This is a genomic window from Cuniculiplasma divulgatum (genome assembly GCA_031200235.1).
Lineage (GTDB): Archaea > Thermoplasmatota > Thermoplasmata > Thermoplasmatales > Thermoplasmataceae > UBA509.
Window position 1 is genome coordinate 1,282,812 of record CP133595.1, and the last position, 19,015, is coordinate 1,301,826.

Consider the following 19,015-nt stretch of genomic DNA (forward strand, 5'->3'; position numbering starts at 1 on the left):
ATCACAGCATTGAGAAAGGAGGAGTTCCTGGAAATAATTTCCCAGCACATAGGTGCCCCAAGATCCGGGGTGCTCTTTTTCGGTATGGTATTTTTACCCAGCATGAAGGACGTACCACTTTCTGATATAATCCCTGGCAAGATATTTGTCCTTCCCTATGACCAGAATTTCAGGATTTCAATGTCAAGGCACCCGGAGGTTAGTCTTCCTCCGGCAATGGGGCAGAGGTTCATACTCCTGCAGGAAGACTTCCGTTCAATTCCAGGACTGCTGGAAGGCTTGGGATACGTGATGACCGGCTTCAAGGCTGAGAACCATGGAAGAACAGTGATGGATATATCTCAGCCCGGGCACGCCGGAAAATTCTGGAATCTGCTCAAGGATGACAGGGAAATTGAATTTTCTGAGATATCCCTGAGCAGGGGTGAAACTTCCATAAAAATAAGGAGGGATATGGAAATCCGTATCTCAAATCCACACGCAGGCACTCCGGAACTCATTCTTGCCCTGGTGGAAAAGGCCGCCGTCCAGAGGGATCTGTACCAGATGATCATGGAATCCCTTGGAAAGAAGAGGAACGACGTGGAGTTCTGCCTCCAGGAGCCGATTACACTGCCCGTGGGCATGACAAAATTCAGGGGTAAGCCCGGAAACCAGGAGAGGCTATCAGTGACCCGGGAATCTGACCGTGGAATTGTTGTAAGCACCGGCTCCGGGGTTTGTGAAGTCATGGAAGACGGCGGAGGCATTGCGGTTCTGCCGGACCCTTCACTTACCCTCATAGATGTTCTCCATGTCATGGACGTTCCGGGAGGATGGAAAGATGACTGAAGGCATCAGGGCGAGAAACATGCTGCTCAGGTCTCAGGCCGAATCTTTTCTGGGCATCTCATTCATTGTGGATGCCTTCCGCATTAACTGGAAATCAACCGGACTGGTACCCCTGTCATTCTTCCAGAGGAATGGCTTATGGATGTCCGCAGTTGGACGCAAATCCCTGGACACATGGGTCCCGGATTACCTCATTTTCAGCGGTGACCGCGAGACATCCGCGAAGGCCGGTCGTATAATTTCCGAGGTTACCGATGAATTCGCGTCAATGGGCGTGAAAACCCCGGCACCAGTGGCAGTGATTCAGTCCGGCGGGAACCCATACCCAGGAAAGTTCCCGGCCATAATAATTCAGCCGGGCAATTCAGGCATAGCATACCAGGATTCAGGCCTCACCGGAATGACCACTGTACTGGACAATTTGAAACGTCTCCCCCTTATTCCAGTACCACTGTACAATGCCGAAATGCCTGAGTACATGAAGGCTCTGCTGATCACCAGAAATCTTTCGCTGAAGTCCCCTGTGGAACTCCAGAGGCTTGTTGCCGGATCGGTGGAGTTCGCTTTTTCAAGATCCTCTGGGTTCTCACGCGAAGCCATAAGGAAGGATCTGCAGTCGGTCATCACAGGGCTGGTGAAATCAAGGACGCTGGTGAAAAGAGGAAATTTCGTCTATTATTCCCAGGACAGCGATGAGTTCAGAAGGAAATTTGCAAGGAATTTCATGGAATATTCAGCGAAGATTTCCAGGCGGACAATATTTGATTTTGTTCCTGAAGCATAGAGGCAATTCCTTACGCATCATATGATCAGCCCAAAGATCATCCCAAGCAGGGGTGATATAACCCATGTTGCTACTGTGATGAGGAATGGTTTTGAGGCCATTGCTTTGTTCCTGTATGAAAGTCCGCTGCCAAATACGCTGGAAGTCAGTGTCTGTGTGTTGCTGAGAGGTAAGCCAAGGAATGTTGCCCCCTCCACCAGTGCTGACGAGATCACAAGTGACACGAAAGCATTGGTGTAACGCATCATGTACATCTCCTGGCCAACCCTCTTGATGATTCCTCTGCTGAGAAACAGCGATCCCAGGACTATTCCCACTATCATGAAGAGAACATTGAAGCCGCTTATGCCGGCTACCTGCTCTATGAATCCAAGTGTGTTTGCACCAAGCGTGAACGCCGTGAGGAATGACACAACTATTAGGGCGATTTTCAGGGACAGGGCAAAGTTCCAGACGTTCCTTGGCTGGGCAGATGCAAGCTTACGGTTGAGGATGAAGGCGAAAGCTATGGACATAATGGGTGCCAGAACCCATGTAATAATTATGAGTGTGACCAGAGGCACATCAACGGAAAATCCGTAGTGAATGGAGAGTCCAAGAGAAATGCCCACAAGGGCCATTGTCAGAGATAGGGGAACCCTGAGAAATGCTGCAAGCAGGAATATTACAAGGGCTATACCCAGCGAAAAGGCAATGATCTCATGCACCCTGGGAATCAACCGGAATGCGGTCATGCTCAGGCTGTGCCCCTGGATCAGAAGCCCGGCACTGAATCCGGCCATGCCAATCATCAAGCCGCCAATCCTGGAAAGAATCCTTGACCCTATGAGCGTACCCACGGCAGCGGACATGTTGTTGCCCGCCACAAGAGCTGTCAGGGTTGTGGCAAGTACCAGTATGATTACTGAGTAGAACATTTTATCTTGTTATTGACACACTGATGGTGTGCACAAGATCCCCTATGTCCTCACAGTCATCAAGCATGTCATCAAGTTTGTGCACCAGCTCCGTGAGATGCACAAAAATTATGTATGGCAGGCTGTCTGCTGAGTTGTAGATTTCGTCTATGAGGTTGTCCTTCAGGTCATCTACCTTCTCCTCAAGCTTCTGTATCAAGGTCCTTGCCTCACCCATTTCCTGGAAATCCTTGGCCTCAAGGAGATGGCGCACCTGGTCAAGTGCCTCCAGATTGTTCTGAAGAATGCGGATGCATACATCATACCCTCTCCTGAGAAAATCCCTTGTCCAGTCATCAAAACGGTGGGTGTTTTCATGAACTCTTTTAATCTCCCTGCTGACGAAATATGACTTGTCCAGCAGGTCATCGCATGTCTCCACCAGGGTGATGAGATTGTCCATGAGGTTTGAGCTGATTGCGCCACCGGTTATCTGGTCCTTCATTGAAATTGTTATATCGTCTCCCTTCTTCTCAATGTCCCTGATTATGGCGTTCAGCTGGACTTTCTTGCCATCCTCTATGCTGAGCATCTCAATGAGTGTCTTTGAGGATTTCTCAGCCAGATCCACATACTGAGTGAGATTCTGCAGCTGGTTCCTTTCGCCCACAACCATGATTTTCTTCAGGAAATTGGCATTGACCATTCTGCTCCCATATTTATCAGGTATTAATATAATGTCATGCAATAGTTCTGCTTTCACCAGCATGGATAAAAACATTTAACAGGAATTTGCTATGACGCTTCTATTGCTGAACCTCATAGTATTCTACCTGTCAATTGTGGCTACAGTATTCGCAATCCTGAACCCCATAGGTGCTGTACCAACACTCATGGTTCTCACCGATGGATATACCGCCAGTGAAAAGAAGAGGGTCATATTCAAGAGCATCATGGTGGCCTCCGGCATGATTCTTGGCTTCATGTTTTTGGGAATTTACATATTCCTGGTTCTTGGCATAGATATCTCTGACTTTAAGGTCGCAGGAGGTATTCTCCTCTTTAAAGTTGCATTCGACATGCTCCAGGGAAAAGTATCAAACACCAAACTGACCCCCCAGGAAACTCAGGAAAGCATTGACAGAGAGGCTGTGGGAATTGTCCCAATAGGCACTCCGCTCCTGGCTGGCCCAGGAACAATAACCACGGCAATGATATATTTCAACTCCCCACAGTATTTCATATCCGAAAGGATAGCCGTTATACTTGCGGTCATCACCGTGCTGTTGATATCGTACATAGTTCTCAGGCTGTCAAATCCGCTTTTCAACCGCCTGGGAAAAACCGGGGCTCTCATTATTTCCAGGATAATGGGTCTTCTGCTGGCATCAATAGCAATAGAATTCATCACAAGCGGGCTGTTCACCATAATACATACGCTTTGAATTTCAATGAGGCCAGGCTTGTGGATCCCATCATGGTTGATCCCAGCTATAAATTTATTAGTTCAAAACATTTGGCCCTTTGTTAAAATGTTCAAGATGACAGTGGTATCAACTCCAACCAGGGTTATGGATGAGAATATAGACAAGAACATAGCGTATTTCCTGTCGGATATCGGTTACATACCCCGGCTGAATCCGGGCACGGATTTCCAGGCTATTTCTCAGTCTGCATATTTCAGGCTTTTCAAGGAATGTTTCCTGATGAATCCTGAGAGATACTGGACAGGCGAGGACCTTCTCACGTACCTCAAGACAAGCCGCACAACTCTTTACAGGCATCTGAACAAGCTCAAGTCCATGGACATACTTGAGGAGATACAGGAAGGCAAGACAAAGAAGTACAGGATGCGATCCGGGGACATCATGAAGGCGTGGAACTGGGTCGAGGTCAACGTTAAGATGGCACTGGAAAATTACAGGAAAACGGTGGAACACATCTGGCGCCTCTCCAGAGCGGAAACCGGCCGCGGCAAAACATAAAGTTTTTTACTGAGTGCTAAATTGCGCGGCGAGGGGAACGTGGCGAAAACAAATCTTTCCCGGATTGCAGAGTTGTTGATGAATATGGATATGATAGAAATTAAAAAGGGAGGCAAGTACAGGGTCATTTCAAATAGCGGAAAGGATGAACCCATGGAGACAATGGGTGAATTTGTTGGCTACACGCTGCTTGGAGAAGAGGGCGCTGTATGTTTCAGGATCGAGGCTGAAAATGGGAAGAATGTACTCAGGCTCATACCGGTTTCAGGACTTATTGCAATAGAATTTGGCGACGAGGAATTGCTCACGGCCGGTAAGAAAACTGACGACTCTGACAAAACCACCTATTTCAACTGAAATTCTTCCAGGGGATCGTATACCGGGCCTTCGGGCCTGAGTACGCTTCTATAAAGAAAAATACTTCTGATTTCCTCTATCCACTGAATGCTCGCATATTTTTTCTCAAGATCCTGTACGTTGACAGGGTCACGGAACCTTGAAATTGTTATGTGTGGAACAAATTTCCTGCTTTCACGGGTGAAACCGGTAAGGGCGGAATCCAGTACCATATGATTGTATCTGATTTCAGCGGAATCTTCAAGGTTTAGGTAAAGAACTCCTGCAGATGCGGGAGACGGGAAAGCCGAAAGGCCTCTGATCTTAACGGTGAAACGGCGAAGTTCCAGCGAACGGATCCGGCTTGAAATGCGATCAACAGAGGCGGCGTCAACCTCCCCAAGAAAAACAAAGGTGAGGTGGAGGTCAGGAGTATTCACGGGTTTTGATACGGGGATGCGCCTGATATCCTGGAAAAGTTCCCCAAGACCATCAAATCTGGTTATCTTTGAACCAACAAAAACTCTCATGAGGTCATTCACATCCTCCCCGTTCCTAAGAGGATCGGGAGTGTTTTTCGCTCCTGAGATGTCTCTCATGAAGGTGCAGGTATATGCCGTTAGCTATGATCCCAGCATAGTAGCCGAAGAATATGAGCAGAAAGGTGTAGATGAAATTAAGCTTGAGATTCCTTGTGAGGAAAAATACGATTGCATAGTATATTCCCATTCCGGCCAGTATTGAGATTATGGAATTCCTGCTCATGGCTACATGCAGCTGAGCATCCAGCCCGTTTTCAGATGAGGTTTCCACATAGCCCAGTCCCCAGCAATTATTGCAGACATCAAGAACGCCATTTTCGTCCCTGATCCAGCCTGAACCCCCACATTTGTCACAGAGAATCCTCAATTCTCTCACCTCAATTTATAATGAATCAAAAGTATATAGGTTTTGTTATTGAGCAAAAAAAGCGTATTATGTGGTCTGAGCATAATAATATGGATGATATTATTTTACTTTATAAATTCACAGTTACCCAGAATTGATATCATCAATAAAAACAGGTGAACTGAGGATGATGAGCCATGGATTATATATTTCACCGTGATCATGGGGGCATGACAAAGATTCCCGATGGCCTGAAGTACACAAAGACACACGAGTGGTATAGGATAGAGGGAGATACGCTGACAATGGGGATAAGCGACTATGCACAGAATCAGCTCACTGATATAGTGTACATAGATCTGCCGTCCAAGGGAACCAAAAGGAAGGCAGGGGAAGCACTTCTGACAATAGAATCCGTGAAGTCTGCGGAGGACGTTTACAGCCCGGCAGACGGGGAGGTCATTGATGTGAATTCAGCTCTTGCAGATTCACCAGAAGCAGTGAACAAGGACTGCTACGCAAACTGGATGGTCAAGATGAAGGTGACCGGTAAGCAGGTCGATTCCATGGATGCCGCCCAGTACAGGAAGTTTATTGGAGAATAATCCCGGCATGCCCGATCACAGGGATAAATATTATTATCTTGCAAAAAAGGAGCGGTACAGAAGCCGTGCTGCCTTCAAGCTCATGGAGATCCAGACAAAGTTTGATCTTCTCAGGCCTGGGCAATACGTTCTGGAAGTGGGATCATCACCAGGGGGGTGGTCCCAGATAATCACCAGCATAACGAGAAATCCTGTTATCTCAGTGGATATCAACCAGATGGAACCACTGGATAATGTGATATTTGTTAGGGGGAAAATTGAGGACCCGAGGACTGTTGACAGAATTGGGGAAATAATGCAGGGTGCTGGCATAAAGCATTTTCAGGGGATTGTTTCAGATGCCATGATTCACACCAGCGGCATACATGACAGGGACCACGCTTCTTCATATCTACTGTGCCAGTCCGTGATGAATCTGGTGGGCAGATTTCTGGAAGACGGTGGCTTTGTGCTTCTCAAGCAGTTTCAGGGAGACCTGACAGTCCAGTTTGTAAACCAGTGGAAGAAACATTTCAGGAACTCAAGAACAACGAAAGTTTCTGCTTCCAGAGATTCCAGCAGCGAAATTTACATCATCTTTGAAGGTTATGTTGCCTGATCAGGATCTGCTTGGGCATAACCCATTGAGATAAGCACATCCCTTATGCCTTTGTAAAACTCGTGATCACATACTATGATGTGGTTCTCAACATAATCCTGGGTTACAAATTCCCTGACCTTTCCGGCTATATAGCTCATGCGCATCTGTTCAAGCTTTCTCCTTCCCCTGATGGCTTTCTGTTTCTCGGCCCATGCCTCCGCAAATTCATATTCATTGGTATCGTGGTAGTCTGCATTTAGCACTCTCTTCTTTCTCATGGAATCCCTGAGGAGGTCAAAAGACCTGATGTTCTGGGTGTATGCTGTGTTGTATGTTTCATCATCCATGTCAATGCCAGTGACGCGGCTTCCGCTTTTTTCGGAATAATTGATCACTTCAATGTATATGGGTGGGGGCGTCATTACCTCCCCATATTTCCTGAGCCTGATACCGTAAATTATCTCGTAATCAGACAGATTCATCTCAAATGGGTCCTTGAGAAATTCCCTCAGGCCGTTCACCTCCGACGGAGCTATGGTAACAAGTATGATTTCGGGGTTCATTGTGTTCAGAACTGATTTTAAGTCATCACCATGGGATATGAGCCCCTTCACTCCGGAATAGACCCTGATATTCCTGTTGTTTTCCGGATTCCTGAATTCCCTGTACATCAGGAAGTTTTCCTTTTCTCAATAATTCTCTGCAGTTGTTCCTTCTCAGAAATGCCCCTGAGTTCATTGACGCTTATGACAGGGCATCCGGCTATGTTCTCACGTTCAGTGCTCATTCTGCTTACCAGGAAAGCATCATTCTCGAATATTGCACTGACGTTTCTAAGTGCTTCAATGCGGTCCCTCTTGCCGTTAAGGGTTTCAAGAAGACCAACAAGAAGAAACTCCCTCATGGATTCCCTTGTGATTGCATCAAAAGGCGCCCTCCTCATTGCATGGAAGTCGAAGCCGTTTCCTATCATTATCTCAAGAACCTCCCGAAGGAACTCGTTTGTGATTTCGCCATCCTCGGAGGGCATCTGCAGAGAATCTGATATCTCCATAAGATTTATGGACTTCCTGAGGTCTTCCCTGAGTATCTCTTCAAGCTTCAGGAAAACATCCACAGTCACTGCACTTCCACTTTCATAAAGCGATATGGACCTCCTTGAAACCCCGATTTTGTTGGAAAGATACCCAATGGAGTAACCCAGTTCCTCACGCCTTCTGTGAAGCAGTTCACCATCTATGGACACATAGAAGCCACCGGGACCTGAAGATATGCACGGTTGGTCTCCATCCACATAGTCACTGAAACTCTCAGCAGACAGTATGGGAATGCTGTGGCGGTAGTATATGACTCCTCTCTCAAGGGCACCTGATCCTGCCTTCTCCCCAATTACCAGGGGAGTGCCGTCAGTCAGTTTTGATATTCGTATCATCTCAAGGGCATTGGGGCTCTTGAATGTGTCAATGTTCTGCAGGATCTTAATGATAAGCCTGAGCCTGTCTCTCTTAGCGATGAGATCGAAACTCAGGAGGTTACCCAGATTTGGATCGGAGACGTTGAAACCCTCCCTTAGCAAAATCTGGAAAACTTTTCTCAAGACTGCTGCCCTGCGATCATCCACGAAAACAATTATTAAAAATCGTATATAAACATTGCGAATAGTGGTTAAGAGGTTTCAGTCCGGAACAATCTCCAGGAAAGAACTCATTCCTCAGTTTCATCAACAAACAGACTGGTGGAAAGCTTGGTTGTGCAGACCTTGACTTCGCACTTGCTGCAGATTGGCTCAAGATCAAGATCTTCCGATGTTTCCACTGTGACCTTCCTGACACCGTCTATCTCCGAAAGAGCAGCAAAGGTCCGGGGAGGAACTGTATGATAGATGATTGCCCTTATGTATATGTCCTCCTTCTCGAAATTTCTTCCCTCAATCTCTTTCAGGTAGCAGCCGTATTTTTTTACTGTGGAAAGGAATTCTGGTAAAACGGTGCCAAAATAGCCTGGTGCTATTCTCAAAATGACGGTCTGGTGTCCCATAAGCGGCGCAATGCTTCCCATGTCCGGTATGGGCCTCAATCTACCCATAAGCTCCTTGATCTCCGGTTTGGATTCAATGATTTTTATGGTATCGTATACGGTGCGGCGGTTGACCCCAAGGGTCTTGGCAACTTCACTTATTGAAACCTCGATCCCGTCAACGTAAAATTTACCGTCCCTGATGGAAATACCACGGTTAAAGACGCCTTCCACAACTTTCCTCTTGATGGGGTGATCTTTGAAATATTCCTCAAGGATTAACAGCATGATTGCTACCATTCCATCCCTATATAAAAAGTATGTAGCTAATATGGATGGTCTTCTAGATATGTAATGCCATGAATGGGTTGGTGACCAGAAGCCCACCCCCTATATAGATTTCAATTCTGGCCTGTGATCACCCTGTCAGAAATTTTCCTCGCAGCGTTTCAGATCCTGCAGGGATCTGCTCGCTCTCAGTAATCTCATAATATTCATACGGGGCATCAGATAGTTTCACCGGAACAGTGTATATAAGCCCGCGCCTGAAGAAGGTAACGGTAACGTTCTGTCCAGGATGGAATGCTGCAAGATTGTCCACCTTAAGGCGCTTTACCTCTTCCTTCATTTCCTTCAGGAAAACGTCTGTGAACCTGAAGTTATCCACAGCCAGAATTTCATCTTTCGGATTGATCCCAGCCTCATATGCAGGACTCCCTTCCACAACGGAATCAACGACGTACCTGCCTCCATTTGTTCTCACTATAATCCCAAGGTAAGCTTTATTTGACGGTTCAACACCATCCACTTTCCGGTAGCCCTTCCTCAGAGAATAGCCAAAGGGCTTCAGGTAGTCCTGGAATTCAAGTTTTCCAGGCTCCCGCACATATTTAGCGAAGAATTCAGAGAAATCCCTGCCGGTAACATCCTTGAGTGTTGTGATTATGTCCTTTTCAGTATATCCCTTTCCGTCCTTGTTGTATTTTTCCATAAGGGACCGGTACATGTCGTCAAGCGACTTTGCACCATGAGTTGCATCGATGATCATGGAATCCAGTACAAAGCCAAGAAGCTCCCCCTTCAGGTAATATGAGATGTAACTGTTTATATTATTTGGGGTCGGCCGGTAAAGCTTGATCCAGGCATCAAACGAGGATTCGGATGCTGATGTGTTTCTTGATCCCGGAAGAAAATCATGGTATCTCATATTTTCCGCCAGATACCTGAAGTATTCCTTCTGGTCAACAAGTCCGGCCCGCATCAGGACATGGTATCCATAGAAGTTGGTGAAGCCTTCAGCTATCCACAGCATTGTTGTATAGTTCTCTTCCTTGTAGTTGAAGGGCCCCAGCTCAATGGGTCTTATCCTCTTTACGTTCCACAGATGGAAGAATTCGTGGGATGTGACAGAAAGAAAATGCTTGTACTTATCGAAGGGAGAGAACGTGAACCGGTCTATATCTATGGTGGTTGAATTCAGATGCTCCAGTCCGCCAGACTGGTCTTCTTCTGAAACCAGGTGATAGATGAAAACATATCTTTTGTATGGAAGGTGCCCGAAGATTTTTGCATACTGTTCCACTATTTTTCTGACATCTGAAGATAATTTCTCCTCATCCTCGTTTCCCCGGCCATAGAGGACGATTTCATGTTCTTTACCATCCACGGTGAAGAAGAGGCTTCGATGTTCTCCTATCTCTATGGGGCAGTCGGCCAGTATGTCGTACGTAACTGCACGGTATCTGTTGTCGGACAGTTTCTCCAGTCCGGTTGAGACTTTCCAGTTACCAAAGGGCTTAATTACCAGTTCAAGCGACTGGTCCTTGTAACCCTCCACATAAAGAAAGACGCTTGTTCCATTCAGAAAAGCATGAGTGGAATCCACATGGCTGGTATGAACGCTCAATTCATTTGCATAAACTTCATAGGTAATCTTTATGGAATGGATATCCTTGGTGTTAACCTTCCACGTGGATTTATCTTTCTTCTGCACATCCAGCTGATCTGATCCCGAATATGCCCGAAGGTTGCGAACAAATCTGGCGAAATCGTAGATCTCATAAGACCCCGGAGCCCAGGCTGGCATTGTCAGGAGCATGTTATCCTCACTGAAGTCATCAATGCTCATGGTTACGCCGTAAAAATGAGTCTGGGGTTTATCCATTTCCAACAGATACTGAAGCTTCATTTGTGTGACCAAAGTTTGCAAGAGCTAACTTTAGTTAAATCTTTGTACATCAAATATAATGAGACGGTTTGGAGTGAACTGTTGCCTCCGATCTAGTAAACAGAAAAAGAATAATGGTGTGATTTTTCAGTATAATGCTGCCATCAAAGAAATCTCAGTAATGCGAATATTATGAACACCACTGTCAGATATGGGCTGGAATACTTGAATAGTGAGAATGAACTTTTCCTGTCAGGTTTTCTCAGGAATCGGACAATGTAGATCAGCACTGGGACTGCCGGAATGCCAATCAGGATTATGTAAAGTAATTTCGCTCCTCCAAACAAGACAGGGATAAAGGAAAACAATACAAGCAGGATTGCCGAGAACGAAATGCAGTCAGCAGAAACACGGTCTGAGTAAACAACAGGAAGCATTGGCACACCGGCACGGGCGTAATCGTCACGGTACATGTATGCAAGACTCCAGATATGGATAGGTATCCATACAATCACCAGTGAGAAGAGGAACCAGGGAATGAACGAAGAAACAGTGGAGATCATGTACCATCCTACCAGTACAGGTATGCCTCCGGAGAATCCTCCTAATATTACGCTCCACGGGGTCTTCCGTTTGAGAAGATAACTGTAAACGAGCACATTATCTGCCACCCCGGCAGCCATGAAGCCAGCTGCAATGAATCTGTTCATGGCCAGGGGTATGGCAATTGAAATTGCTATAAGCTCCGAGCCATTAACCAGTGCTGAAGTGGGTGTCACAGCACCTGTTACCATGGGCCTGCGGTTTGTTCTCAGCATTCTTGAATCTATGTCCCGATCCAGATAGTTTGTCAGGGACTCGGCTCCGGCTGAGCCGGCAGCAAGTGCAACTATAACGGCAGTCAGCAGCGACAGATACCCAAAATTGAAGGTGGGGATGGCAATAATGGCAGACATGGCTCCTACAAAGACCAGGAGACCCCAGACTTTTGGCTTTGTAAACCTAACATAAACCATGGCTTTTTCCATCGTGCCCATACCATAGAATTTGTTTTGCATTAATAAAATGGGAACCTTATCAGTTATACGCCTTTGCCTGTGATTATGCGTGCGAATTCAGATTTTCCCTGGTTTTTATAGCCTAGAATCTAACAGGTGAATGTTCATGAAAAATTTGTATCTCGATTGGCATGAATATAGTCTGTTTTCGTCATAGGATAACAATAATTATCCTTCAAGAGGTAGCGTCATGAATGAATTCGCCATTATTTTTTCATTTATGTAACTATATAATTACCATGCCTTTCAAATTAGGTATTATTTTATTAAATGGTCTTGCGGTTGAAGTGCTATGCCTCAAAAATATGGAAATTCGAGCGCATTAGAATTTTTGCTTAACCCGAAGATGAATATGGGACTGGTGCTGGCGTTTATCACATTCTTTCTCATAATCAGTCCACTGCTTCCCGGTGTCACGTGGTTCAAGCTTGGTGACTTCACTCTGGACATGGTGAACTTCTATCATACCATCATGATACCGTTTGCCTTCCTTCTTATACTGTATACCTCTGAATTGCTCGATCTTGGTTCCCTTGCCAGGAAGAGCATCAACATAAGTACGATTCCAATTCTCTTCTTCACAATCCTGGGGATGGCATTCTTTTATTCCACTTCTGCACAGACTGCCGATTATGTATTCCAGGCCATAAGGGATGTTTGGATGATCGTAATTGCCCTCATATTCCTTGTTTATCTTATCATAATGCCTTTTAAAAACACCCAGAAGTTCAAGGCAATATGGGGCGCATATACTCTAATTGTCATAGCAACTATATCAGCTGGGATTGCAGGTGTTATGGGAATGGTGTACGAATACGGTAACCTATTCGGGTATGCTTCACTTCCGGCATTCAACAGTTATGTCACTGCCTGGGGAGGCCTGCAAACATTTCTTGGAAACCTTGTGACGTCCCACTCCCATGAAATGCTTCCTGCAGTCATGGGCGGCATAGTTGCAGTTGCAGCTGTTACCATGGGCTATGATAAGCTTCAGGGATGGAAGAGACATATCGTGAACGCAGGAATGATCATTGCTGTTGCGGGAACAATATCCATGACATACCTCTATCTCATATCATCATTCGGGACATATGTGATTCCTGCCATTGCACCATTCGGCCCGGGAGGCATGAACGGGCTGGCACTGGATGACAGTCAGACTGGAATAGTCGGCTGGGGAGCCCTTCTTGCCATAATTGGCCTATACTACTTATTATCTTCAAACAGGACCCAGAGGCTTGTGCAGATGGCAGAACTTCTGACCTGGATAGCCACAATGGCTGTCATGATTGGAGTTGGATACACCATGGAATTCAATGAAGCCTACTACGGTTTCGGTTCGCCAGGAACACCTCCCACAGGAGGTCCTGGATACCTGTATGATATGGCATTTACCAATGGCCACCTGCTCTTTGCTTTCTTCATGATGCCACTTATGGCGGGAATTCTGCTAGTATTCCTGAAATATGTTTCAGGAATGGAACTTGGAAGGAGGATGATTCTCTACTTCATATTTGCCGGTATAATCCTTGGTGGTTTTGGAGTTCTCGTGTACACCATAAATCTGTTCTGGCTGCCTGAAGCCATAGGCCTTGCACTGCTTGTCATATCCATTCTAATGGTAACTGTAGCATACTTTGCTGGGAATAAAGCAGCAAGAACATTTGCACCTGCATCAAGTGGTGCAAAATCTCAGTAACAACACGAGTCAAAGTTCCATACCTCCTTTTTTAATTTTTCAAAACATTTTCAGAATTTTATCTTCCTTTAACGTAAATGAAAGGCAATCTATTCTGGTTCAGGTTAATAATCAAATCCGTTCCTGCATCACAGAGGCTATGAAAAAAAGGGTGCATTATGGCCACAATCCTCTGCTATCCCTCTACTTATCGTCATCATCATCGTGCTCGTACTGTCCTAGGTTCAGACCACCAGCCTTATATGATGACCTTATGGCGTTCATGCGATTTGTCATGTCATTGTATCCTCTAACGTTATTTTCCTTCAGGTCATCCTTCAGGGATTTTATGAGATGCCTTATCTCGTTCTCCCGTTCATTCCGCGAGATGGAATCCGTTTCACCTGACCCCGATCTTGCTGCCATTTTCATGGCATGAAGTTCCCTCTTAAGTTCCCTTATTTTTGCCCTTCTGGAATCCATGTTTTTATGACCCAGACCTACTTATTATACTTTCACATCCAATGAAAACTCAAAACTCTGGAAGAAAATTTAGACTAAAACCAAGGTAGATTCGGCAAATCAGTATATGGTTCCTATCTCGGAATAACGGGAAGTTATCAGCTTGCCTGTCCTGAATCGCTCCCTGCCGAAAGGCCGCCAGTCAAACTCACATTCTTCCGGCTCCCTTTCCATGAGCATATCCGCAACCATTCTACCATAGGCGGGACTCAGCTTGAATCCGTGTCCACTGAGGCCGGCAAATACATACACTGAATCAAGCCCTTCAGATGACAGTTCATCACATATAACCTGTCCATCAGGACTCATGTCATACAGTCCATTAAGTGTGGATATCAGGGTTGCTTTCCCCATTGAGGGAAGCCTTTTGGCGATTCTTGGCAGGTACTCTTCAATATAGTTCTGGTCTGCTGTCTCCGGAAGATTGGAATGGATATCCACGGATTGCTCATCAACTGCAGGGTCCAGACTCCCCACAGCGGTAATACTGGACCCCTCCATCTTGTAATAAGCAAGCTGATGCGGGTCCCAGAGAGTGGGTTTAGGTCCACGGTACTCCTCAGGTCTTCTCAGGTAGATTATGGAATGCATCGATGCAGTTATGGGTAAAAGTTTCTGAGGAGAAATCCCTGAGCGAGCCAGGATATCGTTGGTCCAGACATTTGTAGCGAGAATTATTTTCTTTCCTCTTATTTTTGTCCCGTCGCTGAGTTCCACTTTGGGGCCACTCCCGGTGGATTCAACAGACCGGACACTCTTCTTGAGGATAAGGTTCGCACCGAGTTCTTTAGCCCTGGACATGAATGAATTTGCTGTTGACACCGGGTCAGCATAGCCACTGTCCGGCTCGTATGTGACGTAATCGTAGCCATCCAGATTCACGTCAGGATAGAACTTTCTTATGTCCGCAGGGGCAATTTCCTGCTCGTTTACCCCAATATCCCTGAGCATTGCAACATTGTCTCTGGCGACGTCCGCATATTTCTCATCGAATGGGAAAATCATGCCAGTCTTTGTGAATCCCGAATAACCGATGGAGTTGAAATTTTCAAAGAATTTCAGTGAGTACAGCGACATCTCTGCAATTATACGGTTACTGTAATGAGTTCGAACAAGCGCACTTGATTTTCCAGTGTTTCCAGCAGCCACAGCATTTTCCTCGATCACTGTCACTTCCTGGCCCGCTGATGCAAGGTGATATGCAATGCTGGTGCCAGTGCTCCCTGCACCTACTATGAGGTAATTTTCTTGATCTCCCATGATTCACCCAAGAACTCATTAATTATCATAGTATAAATTTACTCATTTCTAATATGACTAAACTTATGTATACATTCATGAGACGTATAAATCAATATACTAATACGTCTTAAAATTTTAATTTCATTCATATGAGTGTTTTAAAAAAATCCGGGAAGAATACTGTGTTGGAATAATTTATAAGTATGGTGAATTTAAGTATTTCATGAGTAAGTTTAGAACCTCAAAAAAAGAGTTATCTACCATAGAATTACATAATGCAGGAATGCCGGTTAGAATCTTGATAATGCCAAATATACCTGGGAAGAATATGGTTGAAAAGAAGGAATTCTGTGAGGAAAATTATGACTGGATTCGTAAAATGCTTATTTTTGAGCCTAGGGGAGGAAGTAACTATTACGGGATCCTAGTAACCTCTCCCTCCGTAGATTTCGCAGATTTCGGTGTTCTTTACATGGATGCAGCAGGGTGGCATGATATGTGTGGACATGCCTCGATAGGATTCGCCAGTTACGCTCTTGAGCATAAGTTGATAAATGTTGCTGAAGATAGGCCCGAAGTAGTATTAGATACACCTGCCGGGATCGTGCATCTTTCTGCGGATTTAGATAATGGATCTGTTAAACAAATGCATATGATCAACGTCCCTTCCTTCGTTACGAAAACAAAAATAACTAATTTAAGAAAATATGGCAACATCAATGTAACTATAGCTTTCGGGGGAGACTTCTATGGGATCGTAGACATGGATGACCTGCATCTTAAATGGAAACCTGAAGTTCTTCCAGAACTAATTGAAATTACTAAAGAGATATGGAACAATTTTAAAAATGAACAGCCCATCCATCCTCTAGATATACATTTAAAAGGCCTCTACGGTATTAGATTCTCTCAAAAAGTTTCCCAAAACCCACCGCAATATTATGGAATCCTGATATTCGGTTCGCCTGAGCGCTCCCTCATAGACAGATCGCCATCAGGAACCAGTTCATCTGCTCACCTAGCTTACCTTTACAATCTAGGTAAAATAGATACTCAAATGGATGTGGAATTCCTTAGTGCAATAGATACCAAGTTCATTGGTAGAATTCAGGGGATTGTAAAAGTTGGAAATTATGATGCAATAGTTCCGGAAATTAAAACAGAAGACAAGGGATATCATCTGACTGGTTTTGCAACATGGATTGTGGACCCTGACGATTCTCTGGGTGAAGGTTTTCTACCGTTGCGATAGATTCCTTAAAGAGATCTTTAAACTAAAATAACGATAATAGCCCTGGTCCACGCGATTTTTCCAAAAAACCAGCACATATAAAATATATTTCTGCTCAAATATTTGCCATAGTGCATGCGATATGGAAATTCATAAGAGAAAGAACTATCAATTAATGACTTTGCGAAATTCTTATATGATACATTTACGTAACATTTTAAATGAATGAAGAAGTAGATATTGAACAGGGATCAGTTTTAAGGAGAAAATTTACGCTGGCTGACGCTGCACTTTTTGGTATAGGAGGTGCTGTAGGTTCAGGCATTCTCTTTGCCGCCGCTTATGGTACATTCTATGCAGGACCTGCAGTGATCATATCATGGATAATTGCAGCGATAATGATAGTAATTGTAACAATACCTTACGCTGAATTTTCCTCTATGGCTCCAAGAGGTGGTATAAGTGCCAGAATTTCTTATTATGCCTATGGAAAATACGGTGGCTTTATATCTGGATGGTCTTTATTTTTGTGGGCTGTTATGATCCCACCAATAGAAGCGGTTGCAGTATCAGAATATGCGGCTTATTATATCCCACAGCTTTATAAAAACAACGCACTTACACCTTATGGAATTGGTCTCTCCATTCTAATTACCGTAATATTTGTATTCATTAACCTAGCCGGGATCTCAAGAGTTGGGAAATTCAACACCGGAATTACGTGGCTCAAAATTGCAAGTGTAATTGCGCTCCTCATAATAGTTCCACTGATCATTTTTCATCCAAGCAATTTTACAGTACCCTCATTTATTCCAAAGTCAGGATGGAGCGGAATATTTATAGCAATACCTGCAACAGGAATACTCTTTTCATTTGGAGGATATCGGCAGGTTGCTGATATGGCAGGAGAAATAAAGAATGCCAAAAAGAATCTGCCTATTGCAATTGGACTTACTCTAGCTGTTCAAAGCATTTTTTATATAGCTATGTCCATAGTCATAGTCGGGGCTGTAAATTGGAACTCACTTGGAGTAGCACCTGGGAACTGGAGTGCAGTTTCTTCCCTTTCCTCACCCTTGGCAGATTTAATGAAAGGAAATCTTTCGGTTCTAACCGGTGACCCAGCGGTCATGATATCCGGTCTTATCCTACTTGCACTTTTGTTCGCGATATTCTCGCCACTAGGAACATTCGGTGTTTATCTCACTGCAAGTTCAAGAATAGTTTTTGGCTTCTCCAGAGAAGGGGCGCTGCCAAAGGAAATAGGCAAAACAGACAAGAGAGGCGTTCCAATATATACAATTATTATCGTAGCAGTGATAGGCGATCTCTTCTTAATTCCACTTCCAAGTTGGGAATCTCTGGTCGATTTTGTTGTGGTAGCTGCAGTAGTTAATTTTGCTATAGTTGCAGCTTCGTTGCCCGTAATAAGGAAATTACATCCTGGGATAGATAGGCCATTCAAGGTGCCGTTCTCAAGGACTTGGTCATTAATTGCATTTGTTATAGCCAGCATACTAGTATATTGGGCCACCTATCCAACAACGCTGTATGCACTAAGTGCAACTCTTCTGGGTAGTGTAGTATTTCTCTATCAGGCATATAAATCAAAATGGAAAGACCTCAATCTCAAAAATTCCATATGGATACCAATTTACATAATCGGTCTCCTCATCTTTTCTTATATAGGCGGGCCAGCGACTGGGGGCATAGGAATCCTCAAGTTCCCAGTGGATGACTTTGCAGTAATCATCTACGGAATAATTTTTTGGGTTGTATCCCAAGTCGTGGCACCAAAAGTCCCTGTCGCAGATTTGCAAAAGCTGGTAGAGAATGCACCAAAAGAGGAACAGGAAGGAATCCCATAATGGAGCCGAAATAAATTAACTTGAGAAAGTATTTTTTTATTCATCAACATTTTTCATTATGAAACAAAGGAATGCCAAAATAAAAGATATCATCAAAGGGCACGGACGTTGGCCCGCATAAAAAAATTCTATTTATTGTGAAAGTATTCGAATTTAGAAGTTTCTGCGAAACATAGTGACAAGCCTTGCAGTTGTATTGGGCCATTGAGTTCACTCAATGATGAGGAATTGAAATTCAAAATTACGTTCCAATGGATTAAGCATTCACTATAGTATTTCTCACTCCATGCCATACCAATAAAATATAACTATATAAAAAAGAGACGAA

21 protein-coding genes are annotated in these 19,015 nt (G+C 44.5%); 10 read left to right on the plus strand and 11 right to left on the minus strand.

Annotated elements, in window-relative coordinates; genetic code table 11:
• The first annotated feature begins 9 nt into the window (after positions 1-9).
• Together RE469_06675 and RE469_06680 are read left to right on the plus strand one after the other, a co-directional pair.
• Positions 10-831 carry a hypothetical protein gene (locus tag RE469_06675; GenBank protein WMT43886.1) on the plus strand — a complete coding sequence of 274 codons (822 nt, stop codon included), beginning with the start codon at positions 10-12 and terminating at the stop codon, positions 829-831.
• Complete coding sequence (locus RE469_06680) at positions 824-1,615, plus strand: hypothetical protein (GenBank protein ID WMT43887.1); 792 nt, start codon at positions 824-826, stop codon at positions 1,613-1,615. Before RE469_06675 ends, RE469_06680 begins: the two co-directional genes overlap by 8 nt.
• A gap of 17 nt (positions 1,616-1,632) precedes the next feature.
• Here the strand turns inward: RE469_06680 and RE469_06685 are convergent, their stop codons facing one another.
• Entirely contained in the window at positions 1,633-2,532 is a 900-nt protein-coding gene (locus tag RE469_06685; protein WMT43888.1) for an inorganic phosphate transporter, read from the minus strand.
• A 1-nt stretch (position 2,533) separates the two neighbouring features.
• Complete coding sequence (locus tag RE469_06690) at positions 2,534-3,217, minus strand: DUF47 family protein (protein ID WMT43889.1); 684 nt, start codon at positions 3,215-3,217, stop codon at positions 2,534-2,536.
• 91 nt (positions 3,218-3,308) lie between these two features.
• Here RE469_06690 and RE469_06695 point away from each other — a divergent pair, with 91 nt between their 5' ends.
• The 3 genes from RE469_06695 to RE469_06705 all read left to right on the plus strand — a co-directional run bounded on the left by RE469_06695 (position 3,309) and on the right by RE469_06705 (position 4,853).
• On the plus strand, positions 3,309-3,956 hold the full coding sequence (locus tag RE469_06695; GenBank protein ID WMT43890.1) for a MarC family protein: 648 nt from the start codon (positions 3,309-3,311) through the stop codon (positions 3,954-3,956).
• Between the two features lie 87 nt (positions 3,957-4,043).
• Complete coding sequence (locus tag RE469_06700; protein ID WMT43891.1) at positions 4,044-4,496, plus strand: helix-turn-helix domain-containing protein; 453 nt, start codon at positions 4,044-4,046, stop codon at positions 4,494-4,496.
• 39 nt (positions 4,497-4,535) lie between these two features.
• Entirely contained in the window at positions 4,536-4,853 is a 318-nt protein-coding gene (locus RE469_06705) for a hypothetical protein (protein ID WMT43892.1), read from the plus strand.
• On the opposite strand, the gene thpR is transcribed toward RE469_06705, so the two are convergent.
• Positions 4,841-5,362 (minus strand): RNA 2',3'-cyclic phosphodiesterase, encoded by a 522-nt coding sequence (gene thpR / locus RE469_06710; GenBank protein ID WMT43893.1) that lies wholly within the window; start codon positions 5,360-5,362, stop codon positions 4,841-4,843. The two genes, RE469_06705 and thpR, sit on opposite strands and share 13 nt — an antisense overlap.
• Before the next feature lie 25 nt (positions 5,363-5,387).
• Positions 5,388-5,750, minus strand: a complete 363-nt coding sequence (locus RE469_06715; GenBank protein ID WMT43894.1) for a hypothetical protein — start codon at positions 5,748-5,750, stop codon at positions 5,388-5,390.
• Positions 5,751-5,950: 200 nt separating this feature from the next.
• Here RE469_06715 and gcvH point away from each other — a divergent pair, with 200 nt between their 5' ends.
• Both gcvH and RE469_06725 read left to right on the plus strand, forming a co-directional pair.
• Positions 5,951-6,325 (plus strand): glycine cleavage system protein GcvH, encoded by a 375-nt coding sequence (gene gcvH / locus RE469_06720; GenBank protein ID WMT43895.1) that lies wholly within the window; start codon positions 5,951-5,953, stop codon positions 6,323-6,325.
• On the plus strand, positions 6,315-6,923 hold the full coding sequence (locus tag RE469_06725; protein ID WMT43896.1) for an RlmE family RNA methyltransferase: 609 nt from the start codon (positions 6,315-6,317) through the stop codon (positions 6,921-6,923). The genes gcvH and RE469_06725 overlap by 11 nt, the downstream gene beginning before the upstream one ends.
• Here the strand turns inward: RE469_06725 and RE469_06730 are convergent.
• The 5 genes from RE469_06730 to RE469_06750 all read right to left on the minus strand — a co-directional run bounded on the left by RE469_06730 (position 6,911) and on the right by RE469_06750 (position 12,146).
• A complete protein-coding gene (locus RE469_06730; protein WMT43897.1) occupies positions 6,911-7,576 on the minus strand; it encodes a hypothetical protein in 666 nt (221 codons plus the stop codon). The two genes, RE469_06725 and RE469_06730, sit on opposite strands and share 13 nt — an antisense overlap.
• Positions 7,576-8,526: a transcriptional regulator gene (locus RE469_06735; GenBank protein ID WMT43898.1), complete on the minus strand. Its 951-nt coding sequence runs from the start codon at positions 8,524-8,526 to the stop codon at positions 7,576-7,578. The genes RE469_06730 and RE469_06735 overlap by 1 nt, the downstream gene beginning before the upstream one ends.
• An 83-nt stretch (positions 8,527-8,609) precedes the next feature.
• The gene (locus RE469_06740; GenBank protein WMT43899.1) at positions 8,610-9,209 is read right to left on the minus strand and encodes a regulator; all 600 of its coding nucleotides are present in this window, start codon (positions 9,207-9,209) and stop codon (positions 8,610-8,612) included.
• Positions 9,210-9,339: 130 nt separating this feature from the next.
• Positions 9,340-11,109 (minus strand): PDZ domain-containing protein, encoded by a 1,770-nt coding sequence (locus RE469_06745; GenBank protein ID WMT45649.1) that lies wholly within the window; start codon positions 11,107-11,109, stop codon positions 9,340-9,342.
• A gap of 143 nt (positions 11,110-11,252) precedes the next feature.
• The gene (locus RE469_06750; protein ID WMT43900.1) at positions 11,253-12,146 is read right to left on the minus strand and encodes a heme o synthase; all 894 of its coding nucleotides are present in this window, start codon (positions 12,144-12,146) and stop codon (positions 11,253-11,255) included.
• A gap of 331 nt (positions 12,147-12,477) precedes the next feature.
• Between RE469_06750 and RE469_06755 the strand changes: the two genes are divergently transcribed.
• Positions 12,478-13,845 (plus strand): hypothetical protein, encoded by a 1,368-nt coding sequence (locus RE469_06755; protein WMT43901.1) that lies wholly within the window; start codon positions 12,478-12,480, stop codon positions 13,843-13,845.
• Between the two features lie 183 nt (positions 13,846-14,028).
• Here the strand turns inward: RE469_06755 and RE469_06760 are convergent, their stop codons facing one another.
• Together RE469_06760 and RE469_06765 are read right to left on the minus strand one after the other, a co-directional pair.
• Complete coding sequence (locus tag RE469_06760) at positions 14,029-14,307, minus strand: hypothetical protein (protein ID WMT43902.1); 279 nt, start codon at positions 14,305-14,307, stop codon at positions 14,029-14,031.
• 99 nt (positions 14,308-14,406) lie between these two features.
• Positions 14,407-15,606, minus strand: a complete 1,200-nt coding sequence (locus tag RE469_06765) for an FAD-binding oxidoreductase (protein ID WMT43903.1) — start codon at positions 15,604-15,606, stop codon at positions 14,407-14,409.
• 205 nt (positions 15,607-15,811) lie between these two features.
• On the opposite strand from RE469_06765, the gene RE469_06770 reads away from it, so the two are divergent.
• Together RE469_06770 and RE469_06775 are read left to right on the plus strand one after the other, a co-directional pair.
• Positions 15,812-16,840, plus strand: a complete 1,029-nt coding sequence (locus RE469_06770) for a proline racemase family protein (protein WMT43904.1) — start codon at positions 15,812-15,814, stop codon at positions 16,838-16,840.
• Positions 16,841-17,040: 200 nt separating this feature from the next.
• Positions 17,041-18,687 (plus strand): APC family permease, encoded by a 1,647-nt coding sequence (locus tag RE469_06775; GenBank protein WMT43905.1) that lies wholly within the window; start codon positions 17,041-17,043, stop codon positions 18,685-18,687.
• The last annotated feature ends 328 nt before the right edge of the window (positions 18,688-19,015 follow it).

Coding starts and splice junctions, on each gene's coding strand:
- RE469_06745 (WMT45649.1), bottom strand. CDS start 11,109: ATGAAGCTTCAGTATCTGTTGGAAATGGATAAACCCCAGACTCATTTT.
- RE469_06760 (WMT43902.1), bottom strand. CDS start 14,307: ATGGATTCCAGAAGGGCAAAAATAAGGGAACTTAAGAGGGAACTTCAT.
- RE469_06680 (WMT43887.1), top strand. CDS start 824: ATGACTGAAGGCATCAGGGCGAGAAACATGCTGCTCAGGTCTCAGGCC.
- RE469_06765 (WMT43903.1), bottom strand. CDS start 15,606: ATGGGAGATCAAGAAAATTACCTCATAGTAGGTGCAGGGAGCACTGGC.
- RE469_06695 (WMT43890.1), top strand. CDS start 3,309: ATGACGCTTCTATTGCTGAACCTCATAGTATTCTACCTGTCAATTGTG.
- RE469_06740 (WMT43899.1), bottom strand. CDS start 9,209: ATGCTGTTAATCCTTGAGGAATATTTCAAAGATCACCCCATCAAGAGG.
- RE469_06730 (WMT43897.1), bottom strand. CDS start 7,576: ATGTACAGGGAATTCAGGAATCCGGAAAACAACAGGAATATCAGGGTC.
- RE469_06770 (WMT43904.1), top strand. CDS start 15,812: ATGAGTAAGTTTAGAACCTCAAAAAAAGAGTTATCTACCATAGAATTA.
- RE469_06690 (WMT43889.1), bottom strand. CDS start 3,217: ATGGTCAATGCCAATTTCCTGAAGAAAATCATGGTTGTGGGCGAAAGG.
- RE469_06775 (WMT43905.1), top strand. CDS start 17,041: ATGAATGAAGAAGTAGATATTGAACAGGGATCAGTTTTAAGGAGAAAA.
- thpR (WMT43893.1), bottom strand. CDS start 5,362: ATGAGAGTTTTTGTTGGTTCAAAGATAACCAGATTTGATGGTCTTGGG.
- gcvH (WMT43895.1), top strand. CDS start 5,951: ATGACAAAGATTCCCGATGGCCTGAAGTACACAAAGACACACGAGTGG.
- RE469_06700 (WMT43891.1), top strand. CDS start 4,044: ATGTTCAAGATGACAGTGGTATCAACTCCAACCAGGGTTATGGATGAG.
- RE469_06750 (WMT43900.1), bottom strand. CDS start 12,146: ATGCAAAACAAATTCTATGGTATGGGCACGATGGAAAAAGCCATGGTT.
- RE469_06685 (WMT43888.1), bottom strand. CDS start 2,532: ATGTTCTACTCAGTAATCATACTGGTACTTGCCACAACCCTGACAGCT.